This window comes from Calothrix sp. NIES-3974, from assembly GCF_002368395.1.
Taxonomy (GTDB): domain Bacteria; phylum Cyanobacteriota; class Cyanobacteriia; order Cyanobacteriales; family Nostocaceae; genus NIES-3974.
The window spans coordinates 5,685,308-5,708,442 of sequence record NZ_AP018254.1; the positions used below are offsets into that span (position 1 = coordinate 5,685,308).

Sequence of the window (23,135 nt, forward strand, 5' to 3'; positions counted from 1 at the left end):
CCGATTATTATTTTTATTTACAACATTTCGGAGTGTAAAGAGCGTTAATCACATTACATTCATCATCTCTTGCAATTTCGCTTCATATTCCCCACATATATCCCCCAGTTTTTTGCGTGTTTCTGCTGAGAGAAACTCTTCTATCCCTGTAATTAAATTTTTCCAAGCACGTAAGTCATCCCCTGTTTGACTATGGCGGATATTGGCGAGGTAAAAATCTTGCCACCAAGCCGGGGCTGTTGAACTGTGAAAATGTCTACGCCAACGTCTACGCCAACGCCAACCATCATAAAGATTTGGAGATGGCACATTAACCATTGGTGGAAAATCCGCGTAACTGACAAATCTACTCACATGGCGAGCATGAACATAAACCATGTAGCGGTAACATTCAATACGTTCAATCTCCGCCACGGGGATATTAAACATGATAGCGATCGCATCTTCACTCACAAACCGAGCGAGGGGATGCAAAATCGGTGAGCGATGGATGATTTTCGATGCACGCAATGTAGTATTTGTCAGCGTTGTAGACATGTTTGGCGATGAATCCCTGATGCTAGCGTTCCCCAAAAACCGACGATAAAGAAGTACCACACGTAAATTAGTAATGACGTGGGCACAATTTGGGAAAAATTGGATTTAGTTATGGGTTAGGAGTTAGTGCAGTATAGATTGGCTGCCGACCCATTTCCTGGAGTGGAGATATTGATTTTTCGTTGTTTAGATATTAAACGACAAAACAGCCATCTTGCCAAGCAAATTTTTCGACCCCGATGCAAATTGTGATAATCCGAAATCTATTACCGCTAAATTGAAAAGTTGTGTGACGAATTTCAACAAACAAGACCCTATAATCCACCCCATTAGTAGTAGCGCTAGTCTACGACAACCCTGGGGGTATAGCGCTCTATGGGAAAGTTTTTTAGAGCTAGAGCTACCACTGCGAACTCCCCTTTTTTGGGTTGCCAAACTACTACCCACTCGAATATAAGTAAAAACGATATAACACCTCACTCTTCCATTCCTGATAAAGCTTGAACTATACTGTCATACACTGTATTTATAACTGGTGACACAGAAGCGGTTAAATCATTGACGATTTGCTGAACCTGCACCAAGCTATAGAAGAAAGAACAGCTACAGCACCTGCATTGCTCATGGGTGAGGGATAAACGTTGAGTAAAGGGTTGATTTTCCCCATACTCTCGACTCCCTGACTTGAAAGTGATGAGGGAATAGTGGCTGTGAGCTATCAGCTTTTTTGAAGATGCATAGCAGCCAACATCTGCGTCCATAGATAAATCCTACAGCCTTCACCTGCACTTCTAACAAGTGGTGAGTGATAAGCGTTGTTGAACAATGGTTTGTCACTTGAAGACACTGGGTGATTTATTTATGGGTTATTCTGGATTCTAGGTTTTAACACCTGTGGAAAAACTTTGGTTTCAGTATACGGAAATCTTTGATTTGGTGACGTAACTAATGTATATATCATGCAGTCGCGCCACTAATCATGGACTTATTCGTCAAAATACTCAAAATATGAGATTGATTTCATCTTTAAATAGTTATATCTAAACTAACTTCGTTGCAGCCGCACAAGGTATATATAATGAATGTTTCTGCTAGTTTAACGCCCTATAATGAAAGTCCAACCCCCAAGGCTTTACCGATGATTTTGGACACCCTACCCGAACCCGCAATTGAAGGACAAATTTGTCCGCGACGTGCGCGTTTGCAAATTGACTTGCTGTTATTGGCAATCGAAGCTTTGGAATTGGAGGGTTCAGAGGCGATTTTAGTTTTTGCTCAAGAATTAGACCTAAAGGAAATTATCCGCGATCGCGTGAATCTGTGGCGGATGCGTAGCACAAATCCCATGCGTCGAGTGAATATCCGTCGTCCGCTCAAAATCATTGAAGCGAAGGCTTTAGTCATCATTACCTGTTACATTGCTCGAAGACTAACGGTGACTATTCGCCAATTACTGATGATTCATCAACAGCTGTTGGATAAACAAATTCCCCTGGAACAAAATTTACGTTTATCCAACTACTTAGAAAGATTCCGAGTACATTTCAAAAGCCGGATGAATCCGCGACGCATGGGTGCGTATGCTCTCACCAGCGATGAAAAAATCGATGAGTTGGCAATAGATTTGCTTGGAAAGTTATTATTCTGTACGGGAACCGCAGGAATGCAACGGTTTTGGATTAGTCTTTTTGACGGGGAAGTAGAATGAATATTCAGAGAAAATATAGTTTACCCAATTGTACATTGCTCCTAGAAGGGTTAAGTGATGCTACCAAAATCACCCATTTCCAGGAAATGCGTCCAGAATTGTCGATTCTCGTGAATGCTGAATGTCACATATCCGGTTATCAACAGCCAATTTCTGGGGGAAGGGACTTTTTTGAGAGCTTAGTACGCGCTGTTAATGCCTATGCCCAGGAATTTTTTAGCCATATACCCAATCCGAACTTAAGCGATCGCGAAACGGAATTAGTGCAAATTCAAGCTGTTAACAATAACTGCCATCGCTTGATAGTTCGTAATCATACTGATACCGTTGCCGATCACAACTCGGCGATCGCAATGGATTTGAATACAGTCCAATTATTCGATTTAGTTGAAGCCGTTGACCAATTTTTCGCGGATACACAAACGCTTCCAGAATTAATGCTGCAAATTCAATCCGCTCCTCGACGTTACGGTGCAAGTAGTGAAGTCCTCATCCAGCAAGCAGTTCCGGCGACCATCGGTATATCCAGTTTAGCCGCAGCCGCTTTGGCGTTCGCAATGCTACCCGCCCCTGAAGTTCGTCCTCCCCAACCCCAAACCCAAGAAGAATCAGCAAATCCAACTGCCACCACCGTCGCCACTCCTTCCCCCACTACGGAAACAGATGCATCCGCAAATACACCCACTCCCAGTGCTACTACCATTGCTGATAATCCCACCTCCACGGACACCCCTAACGTCAAAGACCTGGAAGCTCTACTCCGTACAGTCCCAGAAATTACCGACCCCTCCCAACTCAAAGCCCTAAATCGCCAAGTTTATAACCGCATCAATCCCCAGTGGGCAAACCGGGGTGGACTACCCCAAGATGTAGTATATCGGGTCGGAGTTGCCGCCGATGGCACCCTCGTTGCCTACAAGCCAACCAACAAGGTTGCTGAGGATGTTGTCGCTCAAACCCCATTAAAAGAGCTTTTATTTAAATCCGCAAACCAAAAACCTGCCGGGAATGAACCAATAGCCCAGTATAAAGTGGTATTTCGTCGCAACGGTATCCTCGAAGTCAGTCCCTGGAACGGTTACTCCAGCACCCCGAAAGTAATCGGCGAAAAAATTACCGAAGCCAATCAGTTACAAGAACTCAGTAAAAAACTTTACGACAATATTCGTAGTAAATGGGCTGGAACTCCTCGGTTTAGAGGTGATTTGAAATATCGCGTTGCCGTCAACAAAGATGGTGTCATCGCCGATTATGAACCCTTAAATAGCGGTGCATTTGATTATTATCGAGAAACACCATTACCAACAATGTTTCAAGAAGTTTACGGTGATAATACTGCCGCAGCTAACACAAAACAACCCCTAGCCCACTATCAAGTCACCTTTAAACCCAGTGGTCAACTCGAAATTGAAAATTGGCAAGGTTATAGGTAAGTAGGTGGGTGGTAAAAATTGTCATTAAAATCAGGGAATAGAGACGACCCGTCGGGTCGTCTGTACGGGAGTAAGGCTGTAATTTTTTAGAGCCGTAGACGTGCGTAATGCGGCTAGTCTGCGACAACGCCTATGGCGTATACTGCTTTGTAACAAGCTTGCTACGTAGAGATAACTGGAAGTTTTAGGTACTTGTGAAAAATCGGGGATAAGTAGCTTCAGAAATCCAAACGGATTCCCTATATATTTACCATCGGTTAGCAGAAATCCAAAGTTTGTTTTGAATACCAATAATATTTAATCAATACATATCGCAATCCGATTTCAGTTGTGAAAAATATCGGCTTTGGCTGTACTCTGCGGGAAAACTTCTCCTAGAGAAACCGCACTACAGCTATGGCAGTCAACAGTTAACAGTCAACAATCCAACATTTAAGATTTTACAATCATCTAGGATTGCTATATCTCTAATCCCTAACTATTGCCAATCTGATATCAAAGTATGAATTAATACGAAAAACGGTACGTAAATTTGCAAATAATCCAAAATACGCACCGAAAATTTAAGAGTAGGTAAACAATCAACTTCTGTAATCATTTTGTGCGAAATTAAAAGTGTATAGCTCATCGTCAACAGTAATTTCATGGATTCTTTATTTATCAATTCTTTACTTGAAGACTTGAAAAACCCAAATGAATCAGTACGGGAACTCGCAACCCGTAAATTATGGCGAATTTGGTTTCAACAAAAAGGTATCTATGGTCTGGAAATGATTGACCGTAGTCAAAAGTTATTGGATGCAGGTAAGGTTGCAGAAGCGGAACAGGTGTTAAATGAATTAATTAGTGACCAACCAGATTTTGCTGAAGCTTGGAATCGCAGGGGATTTTTGTACTATACAATTGGTGAGTACCAAAAATCCCTTCTGGATTGTCAAAAAGTAATTGAATTAAACTCCTTCCATTTCGGTGCATTTCATGGTATGGGTTTATGTTATGCTGCCCTCGGTCGGTACGTAGAGGCAATACAATCCTTCCGCCGAGCTTTAGCAATTCAACCCTATTCTTTAGTGAATCAAAAATTGATTTTAGAATGTACAATGCGTTTGAGTTGATATGATAAGAATGCAATCTGTATAAATCACTGATAAATCCGCACAAGACTAATTTAGTAAACTCGATAATATGATAATTGCCCTTCAGATATGGCAGATGTTCCTACTTTCCGTCAGTACTCACACTGAATTATATTGTCATTAAAGTAATATTATATACTCACTTTACCGTGTTTTGAAAACCTGTACTTCAACAGGGGAATTCACATTTTGTAATACTTATAAGCTATTTTCGACCACATAACCCGCATTTCTCACAAAACCCTAAAACTTATAGGGAATAGTCCGTGACGGGAGTATAGGGGAAATTAGTCCGTCACTCAAGGCTTACAACTTACTCGCTCAAAATCCAGGATAAGTTCCCAGGGGTTTGTAGTTGTGACTATAACCCCGAAAAAACTTTAAGATAAAGCTCTATACCCGTAGGGTTGTCGTAGACTAGCGCTACTACATGCTTTTTTAACCCATCAAAATTAATGACATGGGGTAAGATTGAAAGATGATTAAACCATCTCCACAAAATCAAAACAGACTAAACTAGTATAAACACTAGTCTAAAATAGACAATTTTCTTTTCTTTATTCCCAGACCCAAATTCTGCCATGTCCACCCCATTTGACCTAGATGCATTTACCAAGACCATGACAGAAATGGGGATAGAAGTGATTACTGATACTCAGCAGATAGGTAAACTATCCCAGGATTATCATACCTTCAGTCCCATTCTCACGGCTAAATTGGCAGGTAAAATTGCTGATGTTGTCGTGCGTCCTGCCAATCTGCAACAAGTACTCAATCTAGCGAAAATTTGTGTGGCATATCGCATCCCAGTTACGGTACGTGGTGCTGGTACAGGTAACTACGGACAGTGTGTACCCCTACATGGTGGTGTTGTCATTGACATGACCAAAATGCAGGATGTGTGTTGGGTAAAACCAGGAATTGCCAGGGCACAGGCAGGAATTAGATTGGCTGCATTAGATAAAATCACACGGGAAACCTCCTGGGAATTACGGATGGTTCCATCTACCTATCGAACGGCTACTTTGGGTGGATTTATTGCTGGAGGAAGTGGGGGAATTGGTTCAGTGCAATATGGGTTATTGCGCGATCGCGGTAATCTTTTGGGTTTACAGGTGGTAACGTTGGAGGATGAACCCCGTGTTATCGAGTTACGGGGTGATGATGTCCAAAAGGTTAACCACGCTTGGGGTATTAACGGTATAATTACGGAGGTGGAAATTCCCCTTGCTCCTGCCTATCCTTGGGCAGAGGTGATTATCACCTTTGCGGATTTCCTATCGGCACTTCGGTTTGGGCAAAAGTTAGCTCAGGCTGACGGTATGGTCAAAAAAGAAATTGGTGTTTTTGCCGCACCCATCCCTAATTATTTTACAGCCCTACGTCCGTATATTGGAGACGGGCAACATGTAGTTTTGTCAATTATTGCCGAATCCAGTTTAGATTTTGTCACTGGTTTAGTGCAGCAGTATCAGGGTGAAATTACCTATCAAAAACCCGCTTTAGCCAGTGGCAGGGGTATAAATTTAGGTGAGTATACCTGGAATCACACCACACTCCACGCTCGTAGCAGTGATAATTCTATTACCTATTTACAAAGTATTTTCCCTAGTGACAATTTTCAAACCATTGAACATATGCACAATCACTTTGGGGACGAAGTGATGATGCATCTAGAGTTTATTCGTGTAGAGGGAAATATCGCCAATCCCGGTCTACAACTTGTTCGTTATACTAGCGAAGACCGATTAAACGAGATTATTCGCTACCACGAGCAACACGGTGTATTTATTGCCAATCCCCACAGCTATCTCATTGAAGAAGGGTGGAAGCGGTCTATTGACCCAGAACATATTGAGTTTAAGCGAACGGTAGACCCCTATAATTTGATGAATCCAGGGAAAACAATTTTCGGATTTTAGATTTTGGATTTGAAATCGGGTTTGCTTAAGTAGGGCTTGTTGAAAAATAGTAAAGACGCGATATTTCGCGTCTCTATATTTCACAAGGAATTGAGGGTATTTTAGTCACAAAAAGTGCTTTCCAAGTAGGCGTACAAAGTGTAAAAACCTTGCATCTATAGTTTTTTGAAGTCAAGCCAAAGTGGAATTATTTGGATTAAAACTACTCCCTACCCTCCCTATCTTCTGTCTCCTACTTTCCAGCTAAAACATGAGAAATATCCTGTTCTCGAAGTAATTTACCCAGAGATAATTGATTATGATTATTATTTTGACTAGGGAGGGTGGTTTTGAATTGAGATTTCGGGATATTCTCAGTCCCAGATTGGCAATCATCACGCAGGACAGCAATTAATTGATGATATAAATCGGGATTCGTGATGAGATGAAATGCTAATTCTTGACCAACTTGCTTTAATTTGGCTTCTAAATCGGTTTCCGGTACTTCTAATAGTTCTGCTAATATTACTCGCAATTTTGACCCATCAATCGAGGTTTTCTCTGGGGTTGGAGAATCAACCATCACGGATTCAAACAAATGCATAAAGGTTTCCCATTCCCCACTATCAATGGGTGTATGCTGTTGGAGGGCAAATGCAGGAGGTCTGACTGCTTGGTGGACATAATCTGGTAGGGGTGCAGCTAATAACTTCTCTGTATTCACAATTCCAGCACCAAAGCGATTGGGTCTCCAGGTGGGGAATTTTTCACAACTATCCCGCAATAACTGGTTAAAAATAAACGGTATTTTTTCCTCACCATAGCGGGCGATTAAATTATCTCGACCGTGGTATGATAACCAGAGGGCAGCCACGCCGGCGACGATGGGGGCTGAAAAAGAGGTTCCCGAATCCTGTTCAATATTGAAAGTAAATTCGCCACTGGCGTTTTTGCGGGTTTTGGCGTGCCACAGGGATTCTCCAGGGGCTGTCACATCCACTTGTCTACCACGGGAAGCACCCCACCACACTTCACGGCGGATATTGGAACTGGTGACGGCTATTACCTCATCGTAAGCTGCTGGATAGACAACGTAGGGAACCATTGTTCCAGCCGCAGCGACGATGATGACACCTCGTTTTTGGGCATAGAGGATGGCACTACGTAAACGTTGGTTAGCAAAGGCTGTACCCAGACTAATTGTAATGATATGGCAGCCTTGGTCGGTAGCATATTCAATCGCTTCAGCCAGGTTACGTACACTTAAAAGTACAACTGAATAGGTGACTCGTAGGGGTAATAATTTGGCTCCAGGTGCAACACCGACAATGTATTTACCGTTAGGGTAGGTAGCTTGGGGTCCGGGGGGACTGATAGCTAGACTTGCAGTTGATGTACCGTGACCAGGATTATTAATAATTTCTCCCCCCGATGTTTCCAGGTTATCTAGGGGTTTCTGGTTAGGTCTGAGGAAATTAAAACTTTGCTCTAGGAGTAGATTGGGAATAATTTCTGGGTGTTCCGTGTAGCCAGTATCTGGGTGAGCAATAATGATACCGTGACCAGGTGGATGGTGGGGGTCGGGAAAATATTTTTGCCAAGCATCCAAAACCCTTATTTGTTGGAGTCCCCAGGTGACATCACTACTTTCTGCCGCAATTTGGTTGTTGAAAATAGCGAAATCAGGTTTTAATCCTGTATCCCAATCGCGACGTTCAGGAACCGGGACAGCAAAGAGGGGTTCAGCATCAATGATACCCGGTTGCGATCGCAATTCATAGGTTTTATCCCAAGCTTGTTTAACTGAAAGTGCATCATCACCCTTGGTAATTTCAAATTTGGTCGTACTATCACCAATGGGTTTGATTTGCCAATCCGTACCCAAGATTTTACGGATAATATCCTCACATCTTGTTGCTAAACCAGGTCTGACCATTTGTAGGAAAAAACCTTCAAATCGACAGCTAGGAGAGTTAGGGGTGGTTTCTGGTTCTAAAGAGTGCATATTTGTATATAGTAATCCTCTACAAATTACAAATTAAGAATTACAAATCACGTAGCTTGCTTCCCGCATAGCAGGTATTACAAATTACGTACGCGAAGCGTTGCCGCAGACTATTACGAATTACAAATTAGAACATCCCCCCAACCCATTCCCAATTTAACAAGCAATACTCCAGAAGAACCGCTACGCGATCGCATCAACAATCGGTTGCGTTAACCAATTTAAACCGACTCGAAGTTGATGTTCCCAGGTTGGCATTCGATACAAATAGGCTAACCGTCGAGCAACATAGGCTAAAGGACCATCCAATTGCACTCCCAAACCAGATAGGGTAGCATTATCCACACCTAAAGCCATCATTTCCCCCAGGTGTTGATATTTAAACGGCAATAGGGGACGATTGGTCAAAGAAGCCCAAACATTCCAAGCTGTATAATCAGCCTGTTGAAAGGCAGCTTGAGCAGTAGCAGGAACAGCTTGGCGATTTGCGTCCTGAATTTGAGCTAAATCTCCCAGAGCAAAAATTTCTGGATGTGCAATGGCTTGTAAGGTGGGACTTGTACAAATTTGTCCCCTTTGGTTATGTTCTAAGGGTAAATCCCTGACCACGGGGTTAACTTGGGTTCCCACAGTCCACAATACCAAATCCACAGGAATTGTATCGATATGACCCTTATATTCCAAGCTCATTTGATCGGCTGCGATTTGTGTCACCTTCGTTTCCAAATCCAGGAACACACCCTTTGCAGTTAAAGCTTTGCGAGCAGCTTGACGATTAAAATCCGGAGAATTACCCAAAATATCCGTACCCATCTCGATTAAACGGAATTTAGCCCGTTGCTGGAATCGGTCAGCTAATTTACAAGCCAACTCCACACCACTATAACCACCTCCGACAACGGCAATCCGAATATTATCCTGCTTGGAACTTTCCAAAAGACGTAACTTTTCCTGTAAACGGTAAGCATCCGCAATCGTCCGGAAGGGATAGGCATAGGAACTTGCACCGGGAACAAAATCAAGGGGAGTTTCTCCCCCTAAAGCTAACACCACCCGGTCATAGTTGAATTCCCTCCCCTGATCCAATTGTACAAGTCGTTGGTCAATATCAATTTTTTTCACATACCCTTGACAGAAGCGAATCGCCGTATTTTGGAGCAACTCTGCATAGGGAGGAGCAATTTCCCAAGTTTGTAATTCCCCCGTCAGTAACTCGTATAACAGGGGAGTAAAAACGAAGCGATCGCATCGATCAACAAGGGTAATTTCCGGTTGCTGTATACTATCCCAGGGCAATTGGTTGAGACGCAAAGCTGTATATAAACCGCCAAAACCCCCACCGAGAATACAAATTTTTGTTGCTGACTCTTGACTCATTGGTGAATATCCCATCCCAACACGCGTGGCTAGATATCCAGTGTACTGAATTTTAATTAGGTAGGGGCGATTCAAAGATAAAATCCCCAGGATGAATAGAATTAGTCTCGCTTGTGAATAGGGAGTAGGGAGTAGTCCGTGATTGGGAGTAGGAATGAGCTATTTTCCTGTTTGGCTGTGTCCCAAACGACATAGGGAACTCCCTTGTCAATCAGGTAAGTACTCCTACAGAGAGAGCTAGCTATGATGGGTTATCAAGTCTGGAACCCTTATCCAGCATTATTCGTGGTCAATAAAAGTTTTTAAAAACCTCCAAGTCTATTGAGAAGAAAATCAGTAAACCCGAAATCAAGTAGTTATTGAGTTTGTTCCCAACTCAACCTAGAGGTTGCTTTGAACCTTAACTGCCGAAATCATTAGCTTAATCAAGATTATAGCGTTTACAATCCGCCTAATTCACGTTTAATAGGTAATCAAAACAATAGCATACATGTACTACGTACATCAGAACCTATGCAAAGTCGTTTTTCCCACTCCCGACTCTCTGGAAGTCTTAGGAGTTGGAAATAAATCCGGGATTTGCCTTGATTGCATTAGTCACCCCCTAGGAGAAATATGGATCAATTAGTTTAGTCCTAGAGCTTGGCAAATATTCCACCACATTGGCTATGTTAAACAAAATTGGACAACATCTATCAAGTATAACTCCGAAATATCAACCCGTGCGTCGCACACCAACTCTACTACAAATGGAAGCTGTGGAGTGCGGAGCAGCATCTTTGGGGATGATTTTGGCTTATCACGGTAGGATTGTCCCCTTAACGGAATTACGACAAGCTTGTGGAATTTCTCGCGATGGTAGTAAGGCTTCTAACGTCTTAAATGCAGCGAAAAGCTACGGTTTACAAGCAAAAGGTTTTAAAGTTGATATTGAAGGATTAAAACAGCTTAAGTGTCCCTATATTGTTTTTTGGAATTTTAACCATTTTCTCGTGGTTGAAGGTTTTCGCGGTCAGTATGTTTTTTTGAATGACCCAGCAAGTGGACGTAGAAGAATTTCTTTAACTGAATTTAGCGATGCATTTACAGGTGTTGTTTTAGTTTTTGAGAAAGGTCCAGAATTTAAAAAGGGTGGTAGTAAACCCAGTGTAATTCTTTCTTTAGTTTCCCGTTTACGTGGTTCATTTTGGCCACTTTTATATTCGGTTTTAGCTGGCTTTTTCCTGGTGTTACCTGGTTTAGCCATGCCGACATTTTCCCAATTCTTTGTCAACGAAGTTTTAATTAAAAATAATACCGATTGGGTACGTCAGTTGGTATTCGCCATGATGTTTACCGCTTTAATTAGCGGTTTATTAACACGATTACAGCTACAATTATTACGGCGAATGCGCATTAAGTTGGCCATGGCAATGTCCAGTAAATTTATTTGGCATTTACTCCATCTACCTGTCAGTTTTTATGACCAAAGATTTGCCGGAGAAATCAGCAGTCGTATTCAATTAAACGACAGACTAGCAAGTTTATTATCAGGAAAATTAGCAACCACTGTCATCTCAGCAGTGATGGTAATTTTCTACGGCATTGTGATGTGGCAATACGATAAAATTTTAACTTTAATCGGGATTACTTTTGTTTTAATTAATTTAATCGCGTTACAATGGGTAGCTCGATTACGAACGGATACCAATGTGCGTTTAATGCAGGAGCAAGGAAAGGTCAGTGGTGTAGCTATTTCCGGACTCCAAAGTATGGAAACCCTCAAAGCCTCTGGTTTAGAATCAGACTTTTTTAACCGTTGGGCTGGATATTATGCTAAATCCATTAACGTCCGTCAAGACATGGATAATCTCAACCAAAAACTCGGAACTCTACCAGCATTTTTATCGGGTGTCACCTCCATGTTACTGTTAGCGGTTGGTGGTCTGCGGGTGATGGATGGAGTCATGGATATTGGGATGTTAGTTGCATTTCAATCCCTAATGCAGCAGTTTATGCAACCCGTTAACCAACTGATTAGTTTAGGTGGAGATTTACAGGAACTAGAAGGAAGTTTAAATCGTTTAGATGATGTTTTACGTAACCCCACCGTTGAACCTCAAAATACCTCATCAGAACAAATTTGGAATTTTGCCAATCCGAAATTAGAAGGATATTTAGAATTAAAAAATATTACCTTTGGCTATAATCGCAACGCTGCACCTTTGATTGAAAACTTGAGTTTATCTTTGCAACCAGGTCAACGGGTAGCCCTAGTTGGTGGTAGTGGTTCTGGAAAATCAACAGTTGCTAAATTAGTTGCTGGTTTGTATGAACCTTGGAGTGGTGAAATTTATTTAGATGGATTACCAAAATCCCAAATTCCCCATCAAGTTTTAATTAATTCGATGGCAACTATTGAACAGGATATTATGCTATTTGCCGGAACAGTACGCGATAATTTGACTCTCTGGGACACCACTATTCCTGATAGTAGTTTAATGCAAGCTTGCCGTGATGCCGCAGTTCACGAAATTGTTTTATCTTTACCTGGTGGTTATAATGCTGACCTGTTGGAAGGAGCAACTAATTTAAGCGGTGGACAACGACAACGTTTGGAAATTGCTCGCGCTTTAGTGAATAATCCTTCGATTCTATTGATGGATGAAGCTACTAGTGCATTAGATGCAGAAACGGAAAAAATTATCGATCAAAATATACGTTTGCGTGGATGTACTTGTTTAATCGTTGCTCACCGTTTAAGCACTATTCGTGATTGTGATGAAATTATTGTACTGGAGCGTGGTAAAGTCGTTCAACGAGGAAGCCATGACCAATTAAGTCAAGTTGAGGGACATTATTTACAGTTAATTAAAAGCGAGGGGGGAAGTCTTTAGGATTATTCAATTTTGGATTTTGGGGAAAGTTGGGAAACAGAAGTTACCGGGAAGATTTTCTTTGTTACAAAGTTCTACGGGGGAGTATCCCCCCGCAGACTTTGCGCTTTCCGGTAAACTTCGGGGGAGATTTATTCTTCCGCTAAACTTTCCCAGACGGATTTTGGATTACCCTTACGGTGTAACGAATTGTAAACAACTTTCCCAGCCTTGCGTTGGCGAAGTCTGTCCGCAGGACTTATACTTCCTTCCCCTGCATTCCACCGTCATGACATACCTTGATTTTTTAACGCCGACTTACTGAGTTGAAAAATATATATTTGGTTCCAATTATCACGAGAAAAAGCATTCGATAATACACCTAATCTTGTGGGTATGGGAATTATCTGATATCCTGAATAAAGATATATTGCATCAGGCCCGGCAATTTGTGCTGATGAGAGAAAATGTGCTTGCAAGTATTATCTAGGGCTGTACAGAAAATTGCGGGTGTCGAGCGCAACAATGAGACTTAGAAAACCATTTGAAACAGTAATTTAAATACCCAATTAGATTCATTTCCAGTAACTTAGGACAAATTATATGACTTCTGCGGCTGAATTCCCAGCAGGTGCTGGTTTTGTGCCTTCGTCAGAGCGAGAAAATAGTCATGATCCCCAATTAGTGACAACCGGGGTATATGTGACAGTACATGGACATTTTTATCAACCACCACGGGAAAACCCCTATCTAGACACAATTGAGCGTCAACCCGGAGCAGCTCCCTTCCATAACTGGAATGCACGTATCCATAGTGAATGCTATCGTCCCAATGCCTATGCACGGGTCTTGAACCACCGAGGGGAAGTGGTGGGGATCGTCAACAACTATGAATACATGAGCTTTAATATTGGCCCGACCTTAATGTCGTGGTTAGAACGCCATGATTTGCAGGTATATCAGCGCATTATTGAAGCCGACCGACTGTCCTGCGATCGCCTGAATGGATATGGAAATGCGATCGCCCAGGTTTACAATCACATAATTATGCCCTTGGCAAATCAACGGGACAAATACACCCAGATTCGCTGGGGAAAATATGATTTTAAATCCCGCTTTGGTCGTGATCCCCAGGGAATGTGGTTAGCGGAAGCAGCCGTTGATTATGCAACCTTAACGGCTTTAGTCGATGAGGGGATCAAATTTATCGTCTTAGCTCCTTCCCAAGCCCAACGCTGTCGTCCCTTACCCAATGAATGGGAGCAACAACCCGAATGGCATGAAGTCGGTGGTAGTCAAATTGATCCCACCCGACCCTACCGATGCTATTTAAAAAATGATGGCGCAAATCCCCGTTATATTGATATATTTTTCTATGATGGGCCCATATCCCGTGACATGGGCTTTAGTGATGTGGTCTACAGTTCTAGCCATTTAGCAGGAAGAATCGGAGCCGCAGTCCGGGGTGAACACCAAGCCCAATTAATCTCCGTAGCCACCGATGGGGAAACCTTTGGTCACCATAAACGCGGTACCGAAAAAACCCTCGCCTACGCCTTCACCCATGAATTTCCCCAACGGGGTTGGACTGTCACCAACTTTGCCCATTATTTAAGCCTCCATCCCCCCACCTGGGAAGTCGAACTCAAACCCGTCACCGCTTGGAGTTGTGCCCATGGGGTCGATCGCTGGCAAGATGATTGTGGTTGTGGTGGAGCTCCCGGATGGCACTTAAAATGGCGCAGACCCCTACGGGATAGTTTGGATTGGTTACGCGATCGCTTAATCAAAATTTACGAACAACAAGCCCAGCTTTTATTCAGCGACCCCTGGTTAGCGAGGGACGAGTATATCCAGGTAATTCGCGATCGCACTCCAGAAACCGTGAGTGCATTTTTGCAGCGTCACCAAAACCACCCCCTCACCGACAGCGAACGGGTAGACGCACTGCGATTATTGGAAATGCAGCGCCATGCTTTGCTAATGTATACTAGCTGTGGTTGGTTCTTTGAAGAAGTATCCCGTCCCGAAGGTACACAAATCCTCCGCTATGCAGCTCGCGCTTTAGAATTAGCAGCCGATGTATCAGGAGTTCAACTAGAACGGGAATTCATGAAACGTTTGGCGACCATTCCCAGCAACATTGACGAATTTATTAATGGTGAAAAAATATACCAAAAACTAGTCCTCACTTCCCAAGTCACCATTGAACAGGTTGCAGCTCACCATGCTATTACCTCCCTGTTTAACAATCACCACTTCCACGAAAATAATTCCGCAACCGCCAATCGCGTTTATTGCTATACCGTCCATCAAAGTGATTATACATTGCAACGGATGGGAGCCTTGACCTTGGGAGTCGGTAATATTGAGCTAGTATCCGATATTACTTGGGAAAGTCGGAATTTAGTCTTTGCCGTCCTGCATTTAGGAGGATGGGATTTCCACTGCTGTATTCAACCCTTTGAAGGTAGGCGCAAATACAGCGAAATCAAAGAACGATTATTTTCCTCCTTACAAAAAGCCAGCGCTGCCCAAACTATTTTAGACATGGCCCAGTTATTTGGCGAGAAAAGTTACAGTTTGCAAGACCTATTTGCCGAAGAACGACACAAAATCATGCGTACCCTCACCCAGGAAACCCTCGGTAGATTAGACCAATTATATCACCAAGTATATCGGGATAATTACGGGGTAATTATGGCATTCCATCGGGATGAGTTAACCGTACCCCAGGAATTGCAAGTTGCTGCTGAAGTAGCTTTAGGACACCAATGCTTAACCAAATTGCAGAGCCTAGAACGGGATATCAATGATGTGGCAGCAAGTAATAATTACCTAGTGGAATTAAGTGCGATCGCCACGGAAGCCAAACATCTACGGGCGAATTTAAATATTCCGGCAGCGAAGGTATTATTAGAGCAATTAATATCTCGTTTGTTATGGCAAATCCTGTACGGTAACAATCTCAATTTGGAGATAGAAATCGAGCGATTGGAAAGTTTAATTCGGGTCGGTAATGCCCTGAACTTAGGAGTTTCCCTCGATAGTGTCCAGGAAATGTATGTCACTTACCTACATCAGCAGATATTACCACAGGTGAAACAGAGTGGCGATACCCATCCCCATCGACAATTACTACAGTTAGGACACACCCTCAAAGTCGATGTCAGCGCTTGGTTGTAGTTGCTAGAAGTCGGGCTTTTTAGCTCGACTTGATCCATTTTTCCGAAAACCTCAACTTGACCCATTGTGCTGAGGGGTGACGAAAACCTCTGAATATATCCTACCGAAATCAAGAAACTCAGCAAACATCTTCCAACTTGGATCCTGATCTGAATTTGTTAGACATCACTGCACCACACCGCAGATAAACCTGAATTCCCACCCAAGCTCTATTCCCCATTCCCTATTCCCTCACCCCAAAAATCTGCCAAAAGATAAAAATATCTGGCGGAAAATGGGTATTTAGATCCTCAATGAGTGCTAAAGTTGCAAAGATATAGTGTAAGTCTCAGCGAGTATCATGCTGAAGAAGCTACAAAAAAAGCAAATCTCTATTCTTCTAGGAGCAGGGTTGTGCGCGTTTTTAGCGGGTGCAATGTTTTCTGCACCGGAAATTGGTAAAACTTTGGGGAAATTATTGCGTTTTAACCAAACTTCCACCGAACGCATTACCGAAGAAACCAAAGCGAAATCCATCGTTTTTCCCCTGGTGACAGAACCAGTGGAAGCACGCGCGGCAAAATTAACGCAAATAGCCAATAACACCGCCAATTTATCTGGTTTCCAACAACTGGAACGCAGTCGAGCTAGATATCTATTGGCTAGTGACCTATTGGCAAACGAAAAAACCCAAAAACAAAATGCTCAACAAATCTTAAAACTTTTAGATGGTCTAGAACACGATTACAGCTTGCTGGCTCCTTACGTATTGCTGCAACGAGCCAGAGTATACGATATTACTGGCAATCCAGGTAAAGCGTCCGACTTACGTCAGCAGGTGGTTAGAGAATATCCTAAACATCCAGCCGTTGTCAAAGCATATTACTTGATTAGCACTCCAGAATATCAAGAACGAGCGATCGCGGAATTTCCCTCCCATCCCCTCACCTGGGAAATCATGCGTAAGCGTTTAGCCGAAAACTTTGAGCAACCCCAGTTAAAGTTAAATTTAGCCCGTTACGCCTTTAATCAGCCGGGAATTGGCGATATTCTCAGCAATTTATCCACCGATGCCAACCTCAAACCCGAAGACTGGGAGGTCATTGGCAATGCACGCTGGGAAAACAAACAATTTGGTAGTGCAGCCACAGCCTACAGCAAAGCCCCAAAAACTCCCCGTAATCTCTACCGGATTGGTCGGGGATTACAAATAAGTGGCGATCGCGAACCAGCTTTTACAGCTTACCAGGATTTAATCAATCAATTTCCCCAATCCTCGGAAGCGGGTATAGGGCTATTGCGGATGGCAGAACTAGTCCCAAGCAATCAAGATGCTTTACCCTTACTAGACCAAATTATCAGTAAATACCCGGAGCAAGCCCCAGAAGCCTTAGTAAGGAAAGCAAATATCCTCAAACAGCAAAAAGACCAAAAAGGAGCAGCCGCAGCCTATAAATTGCTCCTAGAAAAGTATGCAAATAGCGAACAAGCCGCAGTGTATCGCTGGGAACAAGCCCAAAACCAAGCGAAAGCCAAAAATTATCAAGCCGCATGGGAATGGGCCCAACCCATCCCCACCAACAATCCTAGCAGTATTCTTGCCCCGCGTGCTGGCTTTTGGGTTGGTAAATGGGCAACTAAACTCGGTAAAAACACTGAAGCAAAACAAGCCTACGAGTATACGTTAGGTGAATTTCCCTTTTCCTATTACGCCTGGCGTTCCGCCGTTGCCCTCGGTTTAAAAGTAGGTGATTTTAATAACCTGCGGCAAATGAACCCGGATTTAGTCAAGCGTCAACGTCCCGTTCCCCTAGCAGGTTCAGAAAGTTTTAAAGAACTATACCTCCTGGGACAGGATCGGGATGCATGGTTGCAATGGGAAAGCGAATTTACGAATAAAACCCAACCCACCATCGGCGAACAATTTACCGAAGGATTAATGCAACTAGTCAGGAACGAGAACCTCAAAGGGATCAACACCGTTTCCACCCTAGAAGACCGGGAAGCACCCGCAGACAAAGCCGAATATCAACAACTCCGCCAACAGATAACCTATTGGCAAGCTAGATATCCCTTCCCCTACCTCGACTTGATTGAAAAATGGGCCGCAACTTACAAAGTAAATCCCGTAATGGTGACAGCCCTAATCCGTCAAGAATCAAGATTTGAGGCAAAAGCCAAATCAACGGCTGGTGCAACCGGGTTGATGCAGGTAATGCCAGATACCGCCAAATGGATTGCACCGCAAATTGGCAAAGACATCAAAAACATTAACCTGGAAGACCCGGAAGATAATATCATGCTCGGTAGTTGGTATCTAGGGCATACCCATGATACTTACAAGAATAACTCCTTGTTGGCGATCGCAAGTTATAATGCCGGTCCAGGAAACGTTTCCCGATGGTTACAACAACCCAATATCCCCAAAGACGACCCCGACGAATTCGTAGAAGCAATTCCCTTCAACGAAACCAAAAACTATGTACGCCAAGTCTTCGGTAACTATTGGAACTACCTGCGGCTATATAACCCGGAAATATCCAACCTCGTCGCCAAATATTCCACCAACCACCCCACCATGACCAAACAACAACCCCAATCAACTACCACACCCACAACAAATCAATCACCCGTAGAGAGTAAGTAGAGATGACCCATCGGGTCATCTCTATGGGAGTAGGGAGTGGTAAAAAATACTTTCATGATTTCTAGTGTCAGCAGCACATGCATACTACTCCCTATTTTGCATCTGAAACAGGAAAAGACTAATTTTCCAGCCACTGAATCGGTTAAATTGAGAAATAATAGAGATACTATGGCAGCTAGCAAGTCTGTTGATTGTAGATGTGGGATTTTGGATGAGGATTCCGTCTCCCGACCTGTTTGCAAGTCCAGTTTTTAAGTTAAACAGAACCCCCAGACCAGAATCACAATTTCTTCAATCCCTTGCACCTGCCATGAATAAAATTATATTTGGAAAGTGATGCGACAGGTGTCAATGGGAAAAGCTGATACAGCAAATATTTCACAATCTATAGCCCGCAGGGCTGCTCATTAGAGTAATCCAAAATCCAAAATCCAAAATCCAAAATGGTATCAAATACCCCCAGTAATTAATCACAAAACGAGGCGAATATGCCCAGAACGCAAAAAAACGATAACTTTATAGATAAATCCTTTACCGTCATGGCAGACCTAATCTTAAAAATGCTGCCAGCAAAAAGAAAGTCAAAAGAAGCCTTTGTTTATTACCGCGATGGGATGTCAGCCCAAGCTGAAGGTGAATATGCCGAAGCCTTAGACTACTACAATGAGGCATTATCCCTAGAAGAAGACCCCAATGACAAAAGTTATATTCTTTACAACATGGGGCTAATCTACGCCAGTAACGGCGACCACGACAAGGCAATAGAACTGTATCATCAAGCACTAGAACTGAATCCTCGCCTTCCCCAAGCCCTGAATAACATTGCAGTTATTTACCACTTCCAAGGAGAAAAAGCGAAAGAAAATGGAGATAATGACGCAGGAGAAGCCCTCTTTGACAAAGCTGCGGATTACTGGATTCGAGCAATTCGCCTAGCCCCCAATAACTACATCGAAGCACAAAACTGGCTCAAAACCACTGGGCGCTATCAAATTGATGTATTCTTTTAAGGAAATTAGAAATACAATACAGTCACCTTGCTGAATGCAGAGGGAGTAGGGACTACAGACGACCCGACGGGTCGTCTGTACGGGGAGTGGAGAGTAGGTAGCTAACAGGCGTAGATTTTTTGTTTCGGTTTGAGTGGGTTGTTCCCCAACGACATTAGGTATAGTGAGTAGGAAGTAGGAGAAAAACAACTTTCATCATCATTTCTGGTGTCAGCATTACATGTAGACTACTCCCGATTCCTGTACAGAAGCGATATGTCGCGTCTCTCCCTACCTCAAAAAACGAGTATTTAATCCAAAAATCTAAAATCCAAAATCAAAATGATTGACCGCGAACAAGTTCGGAAAGTAGCACTTTTAGCCCGTTTAGATTTAACAGCTGAGGAAGAAGAACAATTCACAACCCAGTTAGGAAGCATCCTCGAATATATCGAGCAGTTAAACGAACTCGATGTCAGTGATGTGGAACCAACTACCAGGGCAATTGATGTCGTCAATGTTACCCGCCCTGATAATTTGCAACCCTATCCAGAAAGGGAAGCAATTTTACAAAGCGCACCGGAACAGGAAGGAGATTATTTTAAAGTACCAAAAATCCTCAATCCAGAGTGATTTAACGGCTTCATTGATGAGGGTACTCTTAAAGTTGCGACAAAAGTCTTGGGGGATAGGGAATAGGCAAAAGATACGGGATAACCATTCTCAATATCACACCCAAGGTTCACGCGGTATAGGGAAATCCTGGGGACTCATATAATTACGGCACGTTTGTTCTGTCACCTGTCAACCGCCAACAAGGCAAAAGTACAATCAGCGTGGGAAACATTAGCAGAAATCTTCCCACCTTCAGCCTCCCTATCCTATCAGATTTCCTGAATTTTTCGGTTTACATGGATACAGGAGGTGTTACTTTTAGATTACATCCAATTTTTTTCACGACTTAATAGCCACAGCCTTGTCTACTTCAACATCTTCTCCATTGAGTTCCCTTGCGTACCTTACAGTTGCTCCCGCTCAAGTTCTCCGGGGTGCAAATATTTTAGTGCCAGCAGTTGATGCGATCGCCCAGTTAGGATATCGGGCTTTGTTAATTGGTGGTAAGCATACCCTAGCAGACTTGGAAGATTTCCTCCAACCTCTGATGCACAGCGAGCAATTGCGGGTACGTCAGGAATCCTACTCACCCGATTGCAGTGAAATCACCCTCAAGGATTTAAAGCATAAAGCCAAGGAACACAAAGCCGATGTCATTATCGGTTTTGGTGGGGGAAAGGCTTTAGATACGGCCAAATTAATTGCCCATCAATTACACTTACCGGTGGTGACGATTCCCACCTCTGCTGCAACCTGTGCTGCTTGGACAGCATTATCCAATGTGTATACCCCAAAAGGGGCATTCCTGTATGATGTGGCTTTAGGGAAATGTCCTGATTTGCTGATTTTAGATTACGAAATCATTAAAACCGCACCCCATCGTACCCTAGTTGCAGGAATTGGTGATGCGATCGCGAAATGGTATGAAGCTTCCGTTAGTAGTGGTACGTCAGAAAAAACCATGATTATCGCCGCAGTCCAACAAGCACGGGTATTGCGGGATATTTTATTCCAAAAAGCGAAAACTGCGATCGCCCAACCGGGGGGGGAAGTCTGGCAAGAAGTGGTCGATGCTACGGTATTATTAGCAGGGGTAATTGGGGGAATTGGAGGAGCGCAATGTCGCACAGTCGCAGCTCATGCTGTTCACAATGGTTTGACCCATTTGGGGGGACATGGTAGCATCCACGGCGAAAAGGTTGCCTACGGGATTCTAGTGCAGCTACGTCTAGAAGAAATTATTCAAAACAATCAACTAGCAGCCACCGCCCGGCAACAATTATTAAAATTTTACGCCGAAATCGGTTTACCTGCGACCCTAGATGATTTAGGATTGGGTGACATTAGTCTCAAACAATTGCAAAAAGCCGCCCAAATTGCCCTAGAACCAAAATCTGATATCCATTACCTACCATTTAAAGTGACATCAGAACAACTCATGGCAGCGATGGTATCAACTACTGCACCCACCGATACCAGAGAAAATACTAATCGCATGGCAGTTTTGGGAATGACCGACGAGGTGGAAGAATGAGTTTAAATTGGATTACCCCAGCCCAAAGAATACAGCAACTACCAGCCTACCCTTTTGCCCGTTTAGATGAACTCAAAGCCAAAGCACGGGAACAGGGTTTGGATTTAATCGATTTGGGGATGGGAAACCCCGATGGAACCACACCACCGGAAGTCATTGAAGCTGGGATAAATGCCCTAAAAAACCCCGCTAACCACGGTTATCCCCCCTTTGAAGGTACAGCCAGTTTTCGTCGCGCCATTACCAATTGGTACCATCGTCGCTATGGTGTCACCCTCGACCCTGACAGTGAAGCTTTGCCCCTATTGGGTTCCAAGGAAGGTTTGGGACATTTAGCCCTAGCCTATATTAACCCTGGTGATACCGTCCTTGTACCATCCCCCTCCTACCCCGTCCATTTTCGCGGTCCAGTGATTGCCGGGGGAAATGTCTACAGTTTGACCCTCAAGCCAGAGAACAACTGGTTGATCGATTTAGCGGCAATTCCCGACGAAGTTGCCCAACAGGCGAAAATTCTTTACTTTAATTATCCCAGTAATCCCACCGCCGCAACCGCCCCCCGTGAGTTTTTTGAGGAAATCGTCGCCTTTGCCCGCAAGTATGAAATACTACTTGTCCACGATTTATGTTACGCGGAACTCGCCTTTGACGGCTATCAACCCACCAGCCTCCTGGAAATTCCTGGAGCCAAGGAAATCGGTGTAGAATTTCATACCATGTCCAAAACCTACAATATGGCAGGATGGCGAGTGGGGTTTGTGGTGGGAAATCGCCATGTCATCCAGGGTTTGCGCACCTTGAAGACCAATTTAGACTACGGTATATTTGCGGCATTGCAAGCAGCAGCCGAAACAGCCCTACAACTCCCCGATAGTTATTTACAACAGGTACAAACCCGCTACCAAACCCGACGGGATTTCCTGGTAAATGGATTCAACCAATTAGGTTGGAACCTAGAAAAAACCAAAGCCACCATGTATCTCTGGGTTCCCGTCACCCCTGGAATGACCTCCACCGATTTCGCCTTAACAGTATTACAACAAACAGGAGTCGTGGTGACACCTGGAAACGCCTTCGGAAAAGGAGGGGAAGGATACGTGCGCATTAGTTTAATCGCCGATTGCGATCGCTTAGGTGAAGCCCTACGCAGATTCCAGGAAGCCGGTATATATTGGGACAAAACACAGTCCCTACAGAATTGCAAGCAACCTTCGGCTATACATCTTGCTTAGT

The 23,135-nt window shown here is 43.4% G+C and carries 15 protein-coding genes; 11 read left to right on the plus strand and 4 right to left on the minus strand.

The window, feature by feature from the left end; all coding sequences use genetic code 11:
• Positions 1–48: 48 nt before the first annotated feature.
• Together CDC37_RS22625 and CDC37_RS24605 are read right to left on the minus strand one after the other, a co-directional pair.
• Positions 49–537: a hypothetical protein gene (locus CDC37_RS22625; RefSeq protein ID WP_197707027.1), complete on the minus strand. Its 489-nt coding sequence runs from the start codon at positions 535–537 to the stop codon at positions 49–51.
• A gap of 476 nt (positions 538–1,013) precedes the next feature.
• On the minus strand, positions 1,014–1,298 hold the full coding sequence (locus CDC37_RS24605; protein ID WP_157780822.1) for a hypothetical protein: 285 nt from the start codon (positions 1,296–1,298) through the stop codon (positions 1,014–1,016).
• A 317-nt stretch (positions 1,299–1,615) separates the two neighbouring features.
• Here CDC37_RS24605 and CDC37_RS22630 point away from each other — a divergent pair, with 317 nt between their 5' ends.
• The 4 genes from CDC37_RS22630 to CDC37_RS22645 all read left to right on the plus strand — a co-directional run bounded on the left by CDC37_RS22630 (position 1,616) and on the right by CDC37_RS22645 (position 6,736).
• Positions 1,616–2,245 carry a DUF3038 domain-containing protein gene (locus CDC37_RS22630; RefSeq protein ID WP_096625357.1) on the plus strand — a complete coding sequence of 210 codons (630 nt, stop codon included), beginning with the start codon at positions 1,616–1,618 and terminating at the stop codon, positions 2,243–2,245.
• The gene (locus CDC37_RS22635) at positions 2,242–3,678 is read left to right on the plus strand and encodes a DUF4335 domain-containing protein (RefSeq protein ID WP_096625359.1); all 1,437 of its coding nucleotides are present in this window, start codon (positions 2,242–2,244) and stop codon (positions 3,676–3,678) included. Before CDC37_RS22630 ends, CDC37_RS22635 begins: the two co-directional genes overlap by 4 nt.
• 644 nt (positions 3,679–4,322) lie before the next feature.
• Entirely contained in the window at positions 4,323–4,793 is a 471-nt protein-coding gene (locus CDC37_RS22640; protein WP_096625361.1) for a tetratricopeptide repeat protein, read from the plus strand.
• A gap of 602 nt (positions 4,794–5,395) precedes the next feature.
• Complete coding sequence (locus CDC37_RS22645) at positions 5,396–6,736, plus strand: FAD-binding oxidoreductase (protein WP_096625363.1); 1,341 nt, start codon at positions 5,396–5,398, stop codon at positions 6,734–6,736.
• Positions 6,737–6,968: 232 nt separating this feature from the next.
• On the opposite strand, the gene CDC37_RS22650 is transcribed toward CDC37_RS22645, so the two are convergent.
• The gene (locus CDC37_RS22650; protein WP_096625365.1) at positions 6,969–8,720 is read right to left on the minus strand and encodes a S8 family peptidase; all 1,752 of its coding nucleotides are present in this window, start codon (positions 8,718–8,720) and stop codon (positions 6,969–6,971) included.
• Between the two features lie 183 nt (positions 8,721–8,903).
• Positions 8,904–10,097, minus strand: coding sequence for an NAD(P)/FAD-dependent oxidoreductase (locus CDC37_RS22655; RefSeq protein WP_096626552.1), 1,194 nt, complete (start codon positions 10,095–10,097; stop codon positions 8,904–8,906).
• A 668-nt stretch (positions 10,098–10,765) separates the two neighbouring features.
• Here CDC37_RS22655 and CDC37_RS22660 point away from each other — a divergent pair.
• The 7 genes from CDC37_RS22660 to CDC37_RS22690 all read left to right on the plus strand — a co-directional run bounded on the left by CDC37_RS22660 (position 10,766) and on the right by CDC37_RS22690 (position 23,134).
• Positions 10,766–12,973 (plus strand): NHLP family bacteriocin export ABC transporter peptidase/permease/ATPase subunit, encoded by a 2,208-nt coding sequence (locus CDC37_RS22660; RefSeq protein ID WP_096625367.1) that lies wholly within the window; start codon positions 10,766–10,768, stop codon positions 12,971–12,973.
• Positions 12,974–13,555: 582 nt separating this feature from the next.
• Positions 13,556–16,138 carry a DUF3536 domain-containing protein gene (locus tag CDC37_RS22665; protein ID WP_096625369.1) on the plus strand — a complete coding sequence of 861 codons (2,583 nt, stop codon included), beginning with the start codon at positions 13,556–13,558 and terminating at the stop codon, positions 16,136–16,138.
• Positions 16,139–16,478: 340 nt separating this feature from the next.
• Complete coding sequence (locus CDC37_RS22670) at positions 16,479–18,764, plus strand: lytic transglycosylase domain-containing protein (RefSeq protein WP_096625371.1); 2,286 nt, start codon at positions 16,479–16,481, stop codon at positions 18,762–18,764.
• A gap of 488 nt (positions 18,765–19,252) precedes the next feature.
• A complete protein-coding gene (locus CDC37_RS22675; protein ID WP_096625373.1) occupies positions 19,253–19,774 on the plus strand; it encodes a photosystem I assembly protein Ycf3 in 522 nt (173 codons plus the stop codon).
• Between the two features lie 321 nt (positions 19,775–20,095).
• Positions 20,096–20,386, plus strand: a complete 291-nt coding sequence (gatC, locus tag CDC37_RS22680) for an Asp-tRNA(Asn)/Glu-tRNA(Gln) amidotransferase subunit GatC (protein ID WP_096625375.1) — start codon at positions 20,096–20,098, stop codon at positions 20,384–20,386.
• A gap of 343 nt (positions 20,387–20,729) precedes the next feature.
• Positions 20,730–21,902 (plus strand): iron-containing alcohol dehydrogenase family protein, encoded by a 1,173-nt coding sequence (locus CDC37_RS22685; protein WP_231943154.1) that lies wholly within the window; start codon positions 20,730–20,732, stop codon positions 21,900–21,902.
• Entirely contained in the window at positions 21,899–23,134 is a 1,236-nt protein-coding gene (locus CDC37_RS22690; RefSeq protein ID WP_096625380.1) for an aspartate aminotransferase, read from the plus strand. Before CDC37_RS22685 ends, CDC37_RS22690 begins: the two co-directional genes overlap by 4 nt.
• The last annotated feature ends 1 nt before the right edge of the window (position 23,135 follow it).